Genomic DNA, 14,624 nt, shown 5'->3' on the forward strand with positions numbered 1-14,624 from the left:
CCGTGGCCGTCGCGCCGGAGGCTCAGCCTCCGTGGCACCCCCCGTAAGCCTCCCCCGACCCGCACCAGCAGGCAGCCGTGCGGGACGGGGGCCACGGGGTGGCTCGGCCTCGGGCGGCGAGGGTGGTGGCGTATTGGGGGAGGAGGCCCGGGTCGGCGGGGGAGGCGGCTTCGGAGGCGGCGAAAGCCTCGTACGAGGGGACCGTGCCCGTGACGATGCCCAGGTTCGGGGTGCCCGTCGCGTGGAGGTCGCGCAGGGACGCCTCCAGGCGGGACAGGTGGGTCGCGCGGTCCACGTACTCCTCGGTCAACTCCGGGTATGCCGTGAGTAGTTCGCGGAGTTCTCCGTCGGGCCAGTGCAGCACCGCCACCGGGAACGGGCGCGACAGCGCCGTACGGTACGAGCCCAGCTCCGCCCGCAGGCGGGTGATCTCCGCCTTCAGCTCCACCGGGTCCGAAGAGCCCAGCGACCACACGCGCCTCGGGTCGTGGAGCTCGTCCAGCGGGACCGGGGCCGTGTGCAGCGCGCCGGCCAGCTCGTCCCACGCGTCGTGGGGGAGGGCCATCAGCCGGCGCACCCGGTGGCGGCCGGTCAGGAGGGACTGCGTCGCGTACGGGACCTCCTCGCCGGGGGCCAGCAGCAGCGTCAGCGCGGTCGAGAAGAAGTCGTGCGCCGACTCCAGCTCGTCGTGCGCCTCCAGGGTCTCGGCGGCGACCTGCCAGGGCGCCGCGTCCAGCGGGCCCGCGGCGCGGATGCCCTCGATGATCGCGCGGGCCTCGGCCTCGTGCCCGTACTCCCAGAGGTTCGACGCCTTCAGGGCCTTGATCAGGTGCGGGTTCTCGACGGTGGACTCGGGGGCGGCCAGCAGGTCGTCGTAGAGCGTGCTCGCGCGGGAACGGTCACCGGCGAGTTCCAGATGGGCCGCGGCCTGGAGGACCAGCGGTTCCTGGTCCTCGGGGTACTGCACCGCGGTGCGCAGCAGGCGCTCGGCTTCGGTGGTGTGGTCGGCAGGCGTGTCGGGGCGCATGGATCACACGGTACTGCCGGACAGCGGCCGTCGGGAGGAGAGGTCGGAAGCCGCCCTGGGAGGGGAGGCGAGTGAGTTGGGTATGGCTAGTTCGGTGCGTTGGTTCTATCGTGCCCGCCGTGTGGGGACGGGAGCGCGGTCGCGGGCGGGCGCCGATCCGCCGTGTCACGGTACGGCCTGGTGGGCGGGGGCCGGGATCGTGGCGTGCCGGCCGAGGGCGGGGCCTTCTCGCGTGGGGGCTCTGGGGGGCCGCCGAGCTTGTCGTCACCCTCGGGCTTGTGCTCCTTCTTCTTGTCGTCCATCAGCTGTGGTGGACCAACCGGGAGGCCCGCCAAGAGGCCGGGCGTACCGTCCAGGCTCTTCAGCGGGAGTGGGGCCCGCCTCCGTCCGCCGTCCCGAGCGGAGCTCCGAGTGGCGAGCCCGTGGTGCCTGAGCCCCTGCCCTCCGCCACCGGGGCCGGCACCACCCGAGGGTCCGAGGCGCCGGCCGCCCGACAAAGCCAAAGCCACAGCCGAAGTCAGAGCCAAAGCCACGACCAGGCCTACGCCGTCCTCCGCATCCCCCGCATCGCCCTCACCGCCCCCGTCGCCGAAGGCACCAGCAAGGGCGGGGTCCTCGACCGCGGGTACGTCGGGCACTACACCCGTACCGCCCAGGCCGGGCGGGCCGGGAACTTCGCGCTCGCCGGGCACCGCAACACCCACGGCGAGCCCTTCCGGCGCCTCGACCGGCTGCGGCGCGGGGACCGGATCACCGTCGAGACCCGGGACGCCGTGTACACGTACACCGTCGACAAGAGCCTCGCCCGGACCGCGCCCTCCGACAGCGGGGTCATCGCCCCCGTCCCCCGCTCCAACATCACCACCTCCGCCGGCTACAGCGAGCCCGGCTACTACCTGACCCTCACCACCTGCACCCCCGAGTTCAGCTCCCGCTACCGGCTCGTCGTCTGGGGGAAGCTCACCGCCATGCGTCCCCGGTGAGGACCGAGGACCGAGGACCGAGCACCGAGGACCGAGACCCTCGAACGCAACCGGGCCCGTCCGATCATCGTGTATAACGAAAGGAACGGATGCCGTACGGAGAGGAGACGCCCATGCCCGCCACCAGCCGGCTGCGCGGCGCCTTCGCCCGGTTCCTCCGGCCCGTCGGCCTCCTCGTCCTCCTCCTCGCCGAGTTCGTCCTCGCCGAGGGCGGTGGCCTCTCCGCCGCCGTCGCGCTCGCCGCCACCGCCGCGGCCGGCTCCGCGCTCCTCGCCTGCTCCGTCATCAGCGCCCGCTGCGCGCCCCCGGTGCCCCGCACCCGGGTCCGTACGGCGATCAGGGACCGCGAGAAGCGCACCGCCTTCCTGCCCCAGCGCGACCCCGACGCCCGCGGCCGGACCAGGCCCCGAGCACCCGGGCAGGCCCTCCTGACGGCCGCCGCCGCGTAGGGCAGCAGGGCACTTCTCCACGTCTGCGCTTCTGCACTTCCGCACGTCGAACCCCGTAGCGCCCCCGCGCCGGTCGTCGTCATGCCGCGTACCGCGTACCGCGTGCCGCGTACCGAACATCGCGTACCGCGTACCGAACATCGCGTACCGCGTACTGAACACCGCGTACGTCCCACTCCCGGCACGACGAGACCCCCGGAGGGCTCACCCATGTCCGCCTTCATGTCCGCCTTCGCGAACCTGGTCGGCTCCCTCGCCGATCTGCTCCAGCCGCTGTTCCACGGCGCGTCCACCGCCGCCGCGATCGTCCTCTTCACGGCACTTGTGCGGCTCGCCGTCCACCCCCTCTCGCGGGCCGCCGCGCGCGGGCAGAAGGCCCGTACCCGGCTCCAGCCGCAGATCGCCGAGTTGCGGAAGAAGCACGGGAAGAACCCCGAGCGGATGCAGAAGGCGATCATGGAGTTGCACGCCGCCGAGAAGGTCTCGCCCCTCTCCGGCTGCCTGCCGAGCCTGCTCCAGATGCCCGCCTTCTTCCTCCTCTACCACCTGTTCTCCAGCGGTTCCATCGGCGGCGAGCCCAACGCCCTCCTCAGCCACGACCTCCTCGGCGCCCCGCTCGGCGGGCGCTGGCACGACGCCCTCGCGGACGGCGGGATGTTCGGCGGGCACGGCCTGGTCTACCTGGGGCTCTTCGCGCTCGTCGCCGCCGTCGCCACCTTCAGCTACGGGCGCACCAAGCGGCAGATGGCCGCCAACCCGGTGGTCCCCGCCACCGGGCCCGACGGGCAGGCCGTGCCGGGCATGGGCGCCATGATGAAGATGATGCCGCTGCTGTCGTTCGCCACCCTGATCACCGTCGCCGTCGTCCCGCTCGCCGCCGCCCTGTACGTCGTCACCACGACCACCTGGACCGCCCTGGAGCGGGCCTGGCTCTACCGGGACGTACCCGTGCCCGGCGGCGCCATGGCCAAAGCGGCGTAGTCCGGGCCGGTCAATGCGCCGGTCCAGTGTGTGAACGAGGTCTTGCGGAGTGTCCACGACTCTTGGAGGATCAGCCAAGTCCTTCGTCGGCCGCAACCCGCCGAAGGGCCCCACCTCGAACAAGAGGAGTTGGACCGTTGAAGCTGCTTCGAGTCGGTACGGCGGGCGCCGAGCGCCCCGCGCTTCTCGACCGCGACGGGACTCTGCGTGATCTGTCGGGAATCGTCCCCGACATCGACGGCGATCTGCTCGCCGATGCCTCCGCCCTCGCCCGGGTACGGGAGGCCGCCGACGCCCCCGGCGTCCTGCCCGCCCTCGACCCGGCTGGGCTGCGCGTCGGGCCGCCGCTGGGGCGCATCGGCAAGATCGTGTGCATCGGGCTGAACTACCACGACCACGCCGCCGAGACGGGGGCGGCCGTTCCGGACGAGCCGATCCTGTTCTTCAAGGCCCCCGACACCGTCGTCGGGCCCGAGGACACCGTGCTCGTGCCGCGCGGCAGCCGGAAGACGGACTGGGAGGTGGAGCTCGCCGTCGTCATCGGGCGCACCGCCCGCTACCTGTCCTCCGCCGAGGAGGGGCTCGCCCATGTCGCCGGGTACGCCACCGCCCACGACGTCTCGGAGCGCGAGTTCCAGATCGAGCGCGGCGGCACCTGGGACAAGGGCAAGAACTGCGAGACGTTCAACCCGCTGGGCCCCTGGTTCGTCACCGCCGACGAGGTGGACGACCCGCAGGCCCTGCCGCTGCGGCTCTGGGTCAACGGCGAGCTGAAGCAGAACGGCACCACCGCCGACCAGATCTTCCCGGTGGGGGAGGTCGTGCGCTATCTCAGCCACTTCATGACGCTCTACCCGGGCGACGTGATCAACACCGGTACGCCCGCCGGGGTGGCGATGGGGCAGCCCGAGCCGAAGCCGTATCTGAAGGCGGGGGATGTCGTGGAGCTGGAGGTGGAAGGGCTCGGCCGGCAGCGGCAGGAGCTGAAGGGGGCGTAAGCCTTCCTTGTACGTGAAGGGGCGCCCGTGTACGTGAGGGGCCTCTCTTGTACGTGAAGGGGGCGCCGTCACTCGCACGGTGACGGCGCCCCCTTCACGTACCTCCCTCAGCCCGCCGGCGTCGCCGCGAACTGCTCCAGCGCCTCGACCACCATCGCGTGGTCCTCCGCCTGCGGCAGCCCCGAGACGGTGACCGTGCCGATCACACCCGCCCCCTCCACCGCGATCGGGAACGAACCGCCGTGCGCCGCGTACGCGTCCGGGTCCAGACGGGACGACTCCTCGAACGTGGTCCCCTTCGCGCGGAACCGGGTGCCGACCAGGTACGAGCTCTCCCCGTACCGCTCGACCACCGCGCGCTTGCGGTCGATCCACGCGTCGTTGTCCGCACTCGAACCCGGCAGCGCCGCGTGGAACAACTGCTGCGTCCCGCGCCGGATGTCGATCGCGACCGGCGCGTGCCGCTCCCGGGCGAGGGCGACCAGCAGGCTGCCGAGCGCGAACGCGTCGTCGTAGGAGAAGTGCGGGAGCGTGAGCCGGCGCTCCTGGGCGATCAGCTCGGAGATCGTGGGGGAGGTGGTCGTCATGCGCTGTGCTCCTCGTCATGGTGGGGGAGGAGGGTGACGGAGACGCCCTCGCGGGCCGAGCGGCGTGCGGCCTCCAGCACGTCCAGGGCCGCTGCGGCCTGGAGCGCGGTGACCGGGTTCTCACCGGCGCCGCGCACGGCGGAGGCGACGGCGGCGTAGTACGCGGGGTAGTCGCCGGGCAGCGTACGGACCGGGGTGCCGCCGCCGGTCAGCGGGGACTCGCCGGAACCGATCCGGCCCCACACCTCCTCGGCCTCCTCGCCCCACGGCTCACCGCCGGACCCCGGGCGCCTGCCCTCGCGCAGGGCCGCCTCCTGGGGGTCCAGGCCGTACTTCACATAGCCCGCCGCCGAGCCGAGCACCCGGAAGCGCGGGCCGAGCTGGGCCGTGGTGGCGCTGACGTACAGGTGCGAGCGGACCCCGTTCGCGTGGGTGATCGCGATGAACGTGTCGTCGTCCGCCGCCGCGCCCGAACGCCGTACGTCGGACTCGGCGTACACCTGCACCGCCGGGCCGAACAGCACCAGCGCCTGGTCGACGACGTGGCTGCCCAGGTCGTAGAGCAGGCCGCCGATCTCCTCCGGGTCGCCCGACTCGCGCCAGCCGCCCTTCGGCTGCGGACGCCAGCGCTCGAACCGGGACTCGAAGCGCTGGACCTCGCCCAGCTCACCGTCGGCGATCAGCGCGGCGAGGGTGCGGAAGTCGTTGTCCCAGCGGCGGTTCTGGAAGACCGAGAGCACCAGCCCGCGCTCCTCGGCCAGCGCCGCCAGCTCGCGCGCCTCGGCGGCGGTCCCGGCGATCGGCTTGTCCACGACCACCGGCAGACCGGCCTTGAGCGCGGCCGTCGCGAGGGCGACGTGCGTCTTGTTCGGGGAGGCGATCACGACCAGGTCCAGCTCGTCCGCGCGCTCCCACAGCTCGTCCGGCGAGGCGGCGAACCGGAGGTCCGGATACGCGGCGCGGGCCTCGGCCCGGCGCTCCTCGTTCGACGTGACGACCGTGTCGAGGACCAGGCCCTCGGCCGCGGTGATCAGCGGGGCGTGGAAGACGGAGCCGGCCAGGCCGTAACCGACGAGGGCGACGCGGAGAGGGGCGCCGGGGGCTTTGGGGGTCATGCGATCCACTTAAGCAACGCTGTTGCCAAAGTGCAAGCGACCGGCACAATGGGGTGGGGACGGGGCGGTGACGGGGTGGTGAAGGGGAGTGAACCGTTGAACGGGAGCCGGACGAGGACCCAGGCCGGGACGGCTCTGCCGCGCCGTGCGGAGAGCCAGGCTGCCGGTGTGGCTCCGCCGGGCCAGGCGCAGGGCCAGGCTGGGGTGGCGCTGCCCGGTCGGGCGAAGAGCCAGGTTGCCGGGGTGGGTGTGCCCGGTCGGGCGAAGAGCCAGGCCGGCGTCAACCTGCCGGCCCTGCGCCACCACAACGCGGCGCTGGTCCTGGACCTGCTGCGGGCGGCCGGGGCGGACGGCATCAGCCGGCTGGAGCTCGCCGAGCGCACCGGCCTCACCCCGCAGGCCGTCAGCAAGATCACCGCCCGGCTGCGGTCGGAGGGCCTGGCCGTCGGCGCGGGCCTGCGCCCCTCCACGGGCGGCAAGCCGCGTACGGTGCTCCGGCTCGTCCCCGACGCCCAGTTCGCCGTCGGCCTCCACCTGGACCGCGACGGGCTCACCGCCGTCCTGGTCGACCTCGCCGGGCGCCCGGTCGCCGTCACCACCGCCCCGCTCGACTTCGGCGCCCCGGCGGAACAGGTCCTCGCCGACGCGGCCGACGCCGTACGCGACCTGAGCGCGGCCGAGCCGCACAAGCCGGTGCTGGGTCTTGGCGTCGCCGTCCCCGGCCCGCTCGACCACCGGGACGGCGTACTGCACCGGGTCACCGGCTTCCCGCAGTGGGACGGCTTCCCCTTGCGTGAAGCCCTCGCCGAGCGGACCGGGCTGCCCGTCACCGTCGACAAGGACACCAACGCCGCCGCACTCGCCCTGGCGCTCTCGCCGAGCGAGCCGCCCGGCGACTTCGCCTACCTCCACCTCGGTACGGGGCTGGGCGCCGGGCTCGTCCTGGGCGGCGAGGTGCACCGGGGCGCGCGGACGGGGGCCGGCGAGTTCGGCCACCAGACCCTCCAACTGGACGGGCCCCTGTGCGGGTGCGGCGGGCGCGGCTGCGTCGAGGCGCTGTGCCTGGCCGCCGAGGCCCGCGGCGACCGGGCGGAGGCGGCCCGGGTCCTGGGCGCGGGCGCGGCGAACCTCGTCGGGCTCCTCGACATCGACCGGGTCGTGCTGGGCGGCCGGACGGTGGCTGCCGACGAGCACGCGTACGTACGGGGCGTCCGGGCCGTGATCGAGGAGCGGGCCGCCCGGGGCGGCGGCGGGGGCACTGTAACCGTCACCGCCGCGAGGGGCGGGGACCGGCCGGTCGCGGAGGGCGCGGCCCAACTGGTGCTCGCGCCGGTGTTCGGGCGGGTGGGGGAGCGGGGGTAGGAGGGGGAGGAGGGGCAGGGGGAGCCAGGGGTCCGGTCAGGCCGCGGGGGTGTCCCGGACCGGCGGTCGTACGGACGTGGCGACGGGTGTGTCCCGGACCGGCGGTCGTACGGACGTGGCGGCGGGTGCGGCGGGTGCGTCGGGCCCGGGGGGTGCGGGTGCTTCGGGCCCGGGGGACGCGGTGGGCGTACGTACCAGCAGTGCGGCCATCAGCAGGGGAGCCGCCGTCAGGTATGCGATCCACAGCTCGCCCCCGGCCGTGCCGCCCTGCCACGCCACCACCAGGGCGAGGGCGCTCGCCACCATCCAGCCGATGTCGTAGGTGATCATCAGCCGCAGGCAGGTGGCCATCGGGCGGCGCCGGACGAAGACGACCTCGATCCCGCCGCCGATCAGCAGGGCCGCGCCCGAGACGACCATGAGCCGGGCCGGCACCCCGAACACGTCGCCCAACCAGGCGCTGCCGACGGCGAAGGCGGCGCCCAGCACCACCTTGAACGCGCCGTCGCCGATGGCTCCCGCAAGCATGCGTGACATGACTGCTCCTCTCCTCCTCGGATCTCACGTCCCGTGCATTTCCGTAATCTGGTTACTAGAATAATTGAGTTATGAGAATGACGAGAGCCGAAACCAAGGAACGTAACCGCCGCGCCCTGCTGGACGCCGCGTTCCACGTCGTCTCCCGGGACGGGCACCGCGCCCGGCTCGACGAGATCGCCGAGCGGGCCGGGCTGACGACGGGGGCCGTCTACTCGCTCTTCGGCAGCAAGAGCGGGCTGCTGGGCGCCCTGGTCACCGACTACCTCCAGCCGCACTACGAGGAGATCGAGCAGGCGATCCCGGCGGACGCGGATCTCCTGGGGGCGGTCGACGCCTTCGCCCGCTACTACCGGCGGACCTGTGATGCCGCCGACGCGCCGGCCGGCCAGTCGCTGCAGTTCACCCTGCTGGACATGGCCCTGCACGACGCCGAGGTGGGCCACCGGCTGGCCGCGTCGGTCCGGACGGAGGAGGGCCGCCTGATCGCCCTGTTCACTGGGCGGCGGCATGAGGGGGCCCTCGTGACGGAGGGGCGGGCGCACCGGCTGACCACCGCGCTGAGGGCCGTACTCATCGGCCTCAGCCAGGGCGTCCTGCTCGGCCTCGCCCCGGGCGCCGACGAGCAGTACTTCGCCGACACCGCCCGCGCCCTGGTGTCCGGCGCGACCCTGCTCGAAGAACCCGAAGCCGGTCGGGTGATCGTATGAGCTGTGTCGGCATGTCGACTCTCTGAGTCCGCGCGCGCGTGCTTGCGTCGGAGGCCACAACCGGCGGCCCCCGCCCCGGTCGTTCGCGAGCAGCGAAGGGTGCCCCCATGTCCCCCACCTCCTGCGCGCGGCTGCGTGACGCCCGTGCGCTCGCCGCCCTCGGGCTGGCCGCCGGGATCGCGGTGCCCGCCGCGCTCCTCGGCGGTCCGCAGGCCGCCGCCCACCCGGCCTCCGCCTCCTTAGCGGCAGCCGGGACAGCAGCCGGGACAGCAGCCGGGACAGCAGCCGGGCCGGCCTCGCGGGCAGCCGATGCCGCCGGCGAGCAGCCCACCTGCGGTGACCCGGGCGCCGAGGAGTTCCCCATCGAGGCACGGATCCAGGACGCCCCGACGACGTACGCCTCCGGCGGCGGCTACGGCACCTGGTTCCTCGACCTCACCAACACCACCGACACCGCCTGCCGCGCCCTGCACCCGGTGCTCGTGCTGAACGACGAGGACCGCAAGCTGACCACCGAGCAGATCCAGCTCAAGTTCTCCGAGCCCGGCCGCCCCGGAACCGAACACCGGGTCACCTGGGAGACCACCGACCGCCACGAACAGATCGGCGTCTTCGACGGCGACCCCGGATCGGCCCCCGCCGAAAGCTCGGAGAGCTCCGGAAGCTCCGGAAGCTCCGGAAGCTCCGGCAGCTCCGCCGACTCCGACGAAGCATCCGACCGCTCCGACGACGGCTTCCTCGGGTTCACCGTCCCCGCCGGCGCCACCGTCAGCGTCCGGGTCCGGATGGCCTTCACCTCCGACACCGCACCCGGCCGGGTCACCGCCCACGCCGCCGTCGTCCAGCGCCGCCACCAGGACAAGGCCAAGGGCGGCGGGCGCGAGGACGGCGACTGGGTGGGGGAGTCGGGGGCGTACCGGTTCGTGATCGCCGACGGTGCCACGGGCGAGGTGCCCCGGCCGGAACGCACCGAGGAGGACAGCGGCGATAGTACGGACGTCCCCGCGGAGCCCCGCCCCCGTACGGACACGTCCTCCGCCGCACCCACACCACCCTCCGCCGCGCCGACGCCCCCACGCACCCACACCCCCACGCCCCTGCCCACTTCCCCCCTCACTCCCCTCCCCACCCCCGACTACACCGGACCCGGCAAGGAGCCCGCCCCGGACCCCGGCCACCTTCCCCGCCCGGACGGGGCGACGGCCGACCAGGAAGCAGGCGGCGGCAAGGAGCGGCCCGCACGTCCGCCCCACTACGCGACCGGCCGCCCGCTCCCCGAACTCGCCCGCACCGGACCGGAACTCCTGCCCTGGGCCGGGGCGGCCGCCGCCGCGCTCGTCCTCTGCGGCGGCGCCCTCATGAGGAAGGGCCGCCGGATGTGCCGCCCCACAAGCTGACCGCGACCGCGACCGCGACCGCAACCTCAACCGCGACCGAGATCGGGACCACAACCACAACCACAACCGCGACCGCGACCGCAACCACAACCGCAACCAGGCCGTTCACCTGCATCTGCCACCATCGGGCGGTGGACTACCCGAACGACCAGTCACCTGGCGCACCCATCCGCTCCGGCATCCCGGAGCACGGCCGCATTCCCAAGTACTACGCGGTCAAGGCCCGGATCTCGCTGCTCCTCGACGAGTTGGGCGAGGGCGGACTCCTGCCCACCGAGCGGGATCTCGCGCTGCGCCACGAGGTGTCGCGCGAGACCGTACGGCAGGCGCTGCGCGAGCTGCTGCTGGAAGGGCGGCTGCGGCGGCAGGGGCGCGGGACCGTCGTCGCCGGGCCCAAGCTGGAGCAGCCGCTCTCGCTCGCCAGCTACACCGAAGGGGTCCGCCGCCAGGGCCGGCGGCCCGGCCGGCACCTCATCGGGCTGGAACGCTTCCCCTGCCCCGACGCCCTCGCCGCCGAGATCGCGGTGACGCCCGGCGAACCCGTCTGGCACCTGGAGCGCGTGCTGCTGGCCGACGACGAGCGGGTCGGGCTGGAGAGCACGTACGTCAGTGTCGCCCGACTCCCCTCGCTGGACCTGGAGTTCGACCCGGACTCCTCCTTCTACGCCTACCTCCGCGACCGGCTCGGCATCGCCTTCGGGGACGCCGACGAGCGCATCGAGACCGTGCTCGCCACGCCCCGCGAGGCCCTGCTCGTCGGGACCCCGCCCGCCCTGCCGATGCTTCTGCTCCACCGGCTCTCGCGGGACACGGAGGGACGGCCGCTGGAGCGGGTGCGGACCCTGTTCCGGGGGGACCGGTTCTCCTTCACCACGCATCTGGGGGAGCCCGCTCGACGTGAGGCGCCTTAGCGGAGCGCCTCAGCCGGACGGTCCCGGCACCCGAAGTGCACCGCTTCCTGCCTGCGTAGAGCCCGGGCGCGCGTTGAGAGAATGCTTTGCGCTCCGCGTACGCTGGTAAAACAAGGGGTAGGCAGTCCACATCCTCTTACTTTCTTTCGAGTGTGCACACCTGAGAGTGCATTAAGCGCCACGGTTCATCCATTTCCGGCCATCTGGCTGAATAGATGAAAACCTCCGTCGTGGTAATTCGTCCAGGTCGCATTTCCTCAACACGGGCTCTGATGAATACAGTTGGCAAAAGAATCCGCCATGCCGCTGGTCGCCCCCCGCTTTCGCCTAGTGGATTTCCCGCATGAGTGTCGAGCGGCCAAGTCAGTGATTGCGCGGCTTGCGCAAGAGTGAATAGCTTCTCGGTAACGCCACTTTTGCGTGACGGCCTATGAGCCGATTTTTGGTCCGCGCCCGACTGCAGGCCGCAGTGGGCAGCGCGAGGAGCTTCGCAAGCGCACGCGAAGTGGCGCCCCCCACGGCCCGCGGTCCCGCGTCATGCCGGATCGCATTTCCCTCAGGAGTGGTCCACTGATGACCATCACAGAGCAGCCCTTTCGCGGCTGGTCCCCCGAAGCCGTCGTCTTCGACTGCGACGGCACCCTCATGGACACCGAACAGCACTGGCAGGACGCCCGAGGCCGGGCGTTCCGGGACTTCGGCCTGCGGCCGGCGCCGGGGTTCGCCGAACGCGCCAAGGGAGTCCACTACCTCGACTGCGGCCGGATGATGGCCGAGGAGGCCGACAAGCCCGACCTGGCACCGGAGCTCACCGAGTCGCTGCTCGCCCACTTCATGGAGTGTGTCGCCGATGACCCGGTGACCATGCCCGGGGCGGCCGAGTTCGTCCAGAGCCTGTCCGGCCGCCTTCCCCTGGCGGTCGCGAGTAACTGCCCCCTAGAGGTGGTCGAAAGGAGTCTGGAGCAGGCCGGCCTGCTGTCGCACTTCGGTCACATCGTCGTCCCCAGCGACCCAGGGTCGGCCGGTGCGGCCACCAGCAGCGCGGACGGTGGGACGCTCATCAGGCCCAAGCCGTGGCCGGACGTCTACGCCACCGCCGCACAGCTGTGCGGCGCCCGGAGCGAACGGGCGCTGGCCGTGGAGGACTCGTTCACCGGCATCGAGTCGGCCCGCCGGGCGGGGCTGCGCGTGGTAGGGGTCGGCAAGCGGCCCGCCGACGGCCGGGAAAGCACGGTCGATCTCTGGGTGCCCACCCTCCACGCCCCCGAGTTGCTGGACCTGGAGTGGGTGCGTGCCGGGTAGCGGCCGGAGTGCGCTGACTCAGCCGGTGGCGCGTACGGCGTCCAGGCGTGCGCCGAGGTCGGGGGTCTCGGCCTGGGCGCAGGACAACAGGAGGGCGACGCCGACGGCCCCCGGGTCAGGAATTCCTTCGGTACGTCCACCCAGGTAGCTGGAGCGCCCCATACGAGCCCGGAGCCTCGCGGTCGCGGCCACACCGTCCCACGCGGACTCGGCCGCGATCGCGAGCGCGGCCGCCGCGGGAGTACGCGGGGCGGCCGAGCGCAGGGCGTCGGTGGCGGGAGCCAGGGCGTCCACGAGGGTCTTGTCGCCTGGCTGGGCGCCACCGACGCGTTGGATCGCGGCGAGGCCGGCGGCGAAGCCGTCGGCCAGCGCGGTGGTGGTGAGGCCGTCCCCGGCGATCGCTGTCGCCAATGACTGCAGCAGTAGGCCGAAAAGGGGGCCGCTCGTACCGCCGACCTCGTCGAGAAACGCCTCGGCCGTAGCCAGCAGCGGTGCTGAGGGATCGGAGTCCGGATCCGGGAGCCGGTCCCAGCGGGCCCGGGCGGCGTCCACCCCGGCGGTGAGGTTGACTCCGAAGTCCCCGTCGCCGACCTGCTGGTCAAGGGCGGTGAGCAGGGGCTCGCCACGGTGGGCCGCTTCCGCGAACCGTCGCATCCAGCCGTAGGTGAAGCGGGCGCTGCTGGCAGGTTCGGCCATGGAGGTCCTCCCGGTGTCGGCTGCGGTGGAACGGGCCCGCTCCTCACCAGCGCAGGGCCGGGGTGTGGACCGGGGCGTCGTAGAGGCTCAGGGTCTGGGGGTCGACGGCCATCAGGGTGATGGAGAAACCGTGCATGTCCAGGGAGGTGATGTAGTTGCCGACCAGGCTGCGGGCGAGCGGCACTCCGGCGCCCCGCAGTACATGGGCGAGTTGCCCGTGCGCCGCGTACAGCTCCAGCAGGGTGGTGGCGCCGAGGCCGTTGACCAGTGATATCACCGGGGTGTCGACGGGCAGCGCCGCCAGTAGTTCCGTCGTCATCCGTTCGACCAGGTCGGGCAGCGGCCGATGGGGAATGGTCGAACGGGCGCGTTCACCGTGAATGCCCACCCCGTACTCGAGCCGGCCTGCCTCCAGCGTGAAGGCGGGCTCACCGGTGACGGGGGACGTATGTGCGGAGGTGGCGATGGCAAGGGAACGGCAGCGCGCCACGAGTCGCTCGCCCAGATTCCGGAGCTCGACGAGTCCCATGCCGGTGTCCGCTGCGGCACCGAGGATCTTCTCCACCAGGACGGTGCCACCCGTTCCACGCCGTCCGACGGCGATGTCCGCCGCGTCGGAGGCGAGGTCGTCGTCGATGAGGACGCGGGCGCACGGTATGCCCTTGTGGGCCAGGCGCTCGCCGGCGATTCCGAAGTTGATGCGGTCGCCGGTGTAGTTCTTCACGAGATGGAGGACCCCTCCGGAGCGGGCGACCGCGAGAGACGCCTCGTACACCTGCCGGTTGTGCGGGGAGGCGAACACCCGTCCGGGGACGGCGGCGTCGAGCATGCCCCGTCCGACATACCCGCAGTGCAGGGGCTCGTGACCCGATCCCCCGCCGGAGAGCAGACCGACGGTGCGCGACGCGGATGTGTCGCGTGCCGTGAGAAAGCCGAACCGGGAGTGCGCCGATACCACTTCCCCATGGACATCGGCGAAGGAGCGCAGCGCTTCGGAGGCGAGGTCACCGGTGGCGGTCTCGAAGTACGCGGACATCTCACTCCTCGGATATCCAGGCGCACCAGCGGACCGACGGGCCGCAGGGGCGGACACGGTTTCACCAGGTTGCGATGGCAGCTGATGCCGCGCAAGTCCGAGGAGAGATGGCATGTGGGTTCGAATGCCCAGGTGTCCTCGACCGAGCCCTCCGGTTGTGCGCGGCGATCGAGGTGCCGTTCACCAAAGGGTTCGGTGTCCCGGCCCTGCGGACAGGGCGCGGCCGCTCGTAGCCGCGTACGCATACGGGGCGCAGCGTTCTCAGGGTGTGGCCGGCCAGGGACCGCAGGCCGCGGGTGCCCACCACCAGCGGGTCGGCCGAGCACTCCCGGTCCACCTGCATGAGCGCCGCGAACGGTTCACCCTCCACATCTCCCCTCCTGGAGGCCGCCGGACGAGTGGAGGGCGCCGAGGGGGAGGCCATCAATAGATCACGAATGCATAACGGGTCTAGTCCAAACTTGCGGGGTCGTTCACCATCCCGTTGTCGACCGGATGTGTCCGGGACACCCGACCCGAGGAGCGTGGCCGCC

General features: G+C 72.5%; 15 protein-coding genes and 1 pseudogene. 9 read left to right on the forward strand and 7 right to left on the reverse strand.

Features of this window, described 5'->3' with window-relative positions:
- Window positions 1-22 precede the first annotated feature (22 nt).
- Window positions 23-1,027, reverse strand: a complete 1,005-nt coding sequence (locus ACFWRT_RS05615; protein WP_380951325.1) for an SEC-C metal-binding domain-containing protein — start codon at window positions 1,025-1,027, stop codon at window positions 23-25.
- Window positions 1,028-1,182: 155 nt separating this feature from the next.
- On the opposite strand from ACFWRT_RS05615, the gene ACFWRT_RS05620 reads away from it, so the two are divergent.
- The 4 genes from ACFWRT_RS05620 (at window position 1,183) to ACFWRT_RS05635 (ending at window position 4,438) form a co-directional block, all read left to right on the forward strand.
- Window positions 1,183-2,010 carry a class E sortase gene (locus ACFWRT_RS05620; RefSeq protein ID WP_380951427.1) on the forward strand — a complete coding sequence of 276 codons (828 nt, stop codon included), beginning with the start codon at window positions 1,183-1,185 and terminating at the stop codon, window positions 2,008-2,010.
- 113 nt (window positions 2,011-2,123) lie between these two features.
- Window positions 2,124-2,459: a DUF6412 domain-containing protein gene (locus ACFWRT_RS05625; protein WP_380951326.1), complete on the forward strand. Its 336-nt coding sequence runs from the start codon at window positions 2,124-2,126 to the stop codon at window positions 2,457-2,459.
- A gap of 210 nt (window positions 2,460-2,669) precedes the next feature.
- Window positions 2,670-3,440 carry a YidC/Oxa1 family membrane protein insertase gene (locus ACFWRT_RS05630; RefSeq protein ID WP_380951327.1) on the forward strand — a complete coding sequence of 257 codons (771 nt, stop codon included), beginning with the start codon at window positions 2,670-2,672 and terminating at the stop codon, window positions 3,438-3,440.
- Window positions 3,441-3,577: 137 nt separating this feature from the next.
- On the forward strand, window positions 3,578-4,438 hold the full coding sequence (locus ACFWRT_RS05635) for a fumarylacetoacetate hydrolase family protein (RefSeq protein WP_380951328.1): 861 nt from the start codon (window positions 3,578-3,580) through the stop codon (window positions 4,436-4,438).
- Window positions 4,439-4,545: 107 nt separating this feature from the next.
- Here ACFWRT_RS05635 and ACFWRT_RS05640 read toward each other — a convergent pair whose 3' ends face one another.
- Window positions 4,546-5,025: a heme-degrading domain-containing protein gene (locus tag ACFWRT_RS05640; RefSeq protein ID WP_380951329.1), complete on the reverse strand. Its 480-nt coding sequence runs from the start codon at window positions 5,023-5,025 to the stop codon at window positions 4,546-4,548.
- Entirely contained in the window at window positions 5,022-6,140 is a 1,119-nt protein-coding gene (locus tag ACFWRT_RS05645) for a Gfo/Idh/MocA family oxidoreductase (RefSeq protein ID WP_380951330.1), read from the reverse strand. Before ACFWRT_RS05645 ends, ACFWRT_RS05640 begins: the two co-directional genes overlap by 4 nt.
- 210 nt (window positions 6,141-6,350) lie before the next feature.
- On the opposite strand from ACFWRT_RS05645, the gene ACFWRT_RS05650 reads away from it, so the two are divergent.
- Window positions 6,351-7,502, forward strand: a complete 1,152-nt coding sequence (locus tag ACFWRT_RS05650) for an ROK family protein (protein WP_380951428.1) — start codon at window positions 6,351-6,353, stop codon at window positions 7,500-7,502.
- A gap of 36 nt (window positions 7,503-7,538) precedes the next feature.
- Here the strand turns inward: ACFWRT_RS05650 and ACFWRT_RS05655 are convergent, their stop codons facing one another.
- Window positions 7,539-8,039, reverse strand: coding sequence for a hypothetical protein (locus ACFWRT_RS05655; RefSeq protein WP_380951331.1), 501 nt, complete (start codon window positions 8,037-8,039; stop codon window positions 7,539-7,541).
- 77 nt (window positions 8,040-8,116) lie between these two features.
- Between ACFWRT_RS05655 and ACFWRT_RS05660 the strand changes: the two genes are divergently transcribed.
- From ACFWRT_RS05660 to ACFWRT_RS05675, 4 genes are all read left to right on the forward strand, one after another.
- Entirely contained in the window at window positions 8,117-8,749 is a 633-nt protein-coding gene (locus tag ACFWRT_RS05660; RefSeq protein ID WP_380951332.1) for a TetR/AcrR family transcriptional regulator, read from the forward strand.
- A 107-nt stretch (window positions 8,750-8,856) separates the two neighbouring features.
- Window positions 8,857-10,146 carry a peptidase gene (locus tag ACFWRT_RS05665; protein WP_380951333.1) on the forward strand — a complete coding sequence of 430 codons (1,290 nt, stop codon included), beginning with the start codon at window positions 8,857-8,859 and terminating at the stop codon, window positions 10,144-10,146.
- A 131-nt stretch (window positions 10,147-10,277) separates the two neighbouring features.
- Window positions 10,278-11,057: a GntR family transcriptional regulator gene (locus tag ACFWRT_RS05670; protein ID WP_380951334.1), complete on the forward strand. Its 780-nt coding sequence runs from the start codon at window positions 10,278-10,280 to the stop codon at window positions 11,055-11,057.
- A 573-nt stretch (window positions 11,058-11,630) separates the two neighbouring features.
- Entirely contained in the window at window positions 11,631-12,359 is a 729-nt protein-coding gene (locus ACFWRT_RS05675; protein WP_380951335.1) for an HAD family hydrolase, read from the forward strand.
- Window positions 12,360-12,377: 18 nt separating this feature from the next.
- On the opposite strand, the gene dhaL is transcribed toward ACFWRT_RS05675, so the two are convergent.
- The 3 genes and pseudogenes from dhaL to ACFWRT_RS05690 all read right to left on the reverse strand — a co-directional run.
- Window positions 12,378-13,055: a dihydroxyacetone kinase subunit DhaL gene (dhaL, locus tag ACFWRT_RS05680; protein WP_380951336.1), complete on the reverse strand. Its 678-nt coding sequence runs from the start codon at window positions 13,053-13,055 to the stop codon at window positions 12,378-12,380.
- Between the two features lie 43 nt (window positions 13,056-13,098).
- Complete coding sequence (locus tag ACFWRT_RS05685; protein ID WP_380951337.1) at window positions 13,099-14,091, reverse strand: dihydroxyacetone kinase subunit DhaK; 993 nt, start codon at window positions 14,089-14,091, stop codon at window positions 13,099-13,101.
- A gap of 262 nt (window positions 14,092-14,353) precedes the next feature.
- A pseudogene (locus tag ACFWRT_RS05690) lies at window positions 14,354-14,461 on the reverse strand (universal stress protein); the annotation flags it as partial.
- Window positions 14,462-14,624 lie beyond the last annotated feature (163 nt).

This window comes from Streptomyces cyaneofuscatus (assembly GCF_042718795.1).
GTDB classification, from domain to species: domain Bacteria; phylum Actinomycetota; class Actinomycetes; order Streptomycetales; family Streptomycetaceae; genus Streptomyces; species Streptomyces cyaneofuscatus_A.

Excerpts from the sequence above, each read along its gene's own strand:
- ACFWRT_RS05615 (WP_380951325.1), bottom strand. The coding sequence starts at position 1,027 with ATGCGCCCCGACACGCCTGCCGACCACACCACCGAAGCCGAGCGCCTG.
- ACFWRT_RS05625 (WP_380951326.1), top strand. The coding sequence starts at position 2,124 with ATGCCCGCCACCAGCCGGCTGCGCGGCGCCTTCGCCCGGTTCCTCCGG.
- ACFWRT_RS05630 (WP_380951327.1), top strand. The coding sequence starts at position 2,670 with ATGTCCGCCTTCATGTCCGCCTTCGCGAACCTGGTCGGCTCCCTCGCC.
- ACFWRT_RS05640 (WP_380951329.1), bottom strand. The coding sequence starts at position 5,025 with ATGACGACCACCTCCCCCACGATCTCCGAGCTGATCGCCCAGGAGCGC.
- ACFWRT_RS05645 (WP_380951330.1), bottom strand. The coding sequence starts at position 6,140 with ATGACCCCCAAAGCCCCCGGCGCCCCTCTCCGCGTCGCCCTCGTCGGT.
- ACFWRT_RS05655 (WP_380951331.1), bottom strand. The coding sequence starts at position 8,039 with ATGTCACGCATGCTTGCGGGAGCCATCGGCGACGGCGCGTTCAAGGTG.
- ACFWRT_RS05660 (WP_380951332.1), top strand. The coding sequence starts at position 8,117 with ATGACGAGAGCCGAAACCAAGGAACGTAACCGCCGCGCCCTGCTGGAC.
- ACFWRT_RS05665 (WP_380951333.1), top strand. The coding sequence starts at position 8,857 with ATGTCCCCCACCTCCTGCGCGCGGCTGCGTGACGCCCGTGCGCTCGCC.
- ACFWRT_RS05675 (WP_380951335.1), top strand. The coding sequence starts at position 11,631 with ATGACCATCACAGAGCAGCCCTTTCGCGGCTGGTCCCCCGAAGCCGTC.
- dhaL (WP_380951336.1), bottom strand. The coding sequence starts at position 13,055 with ATGGCCGAACCTGCCAGCAGCGCCCGCTTCACCTACGGCTGGATGCGA.
- ACFWRT_RS05685 (WP_380951337.1), bottom strand. The coding sequence starts at position 14,091 with ATGTCCGCGTACTTCGAGACCGCCACCGGTGACCTCGCCTCCGAAGCG.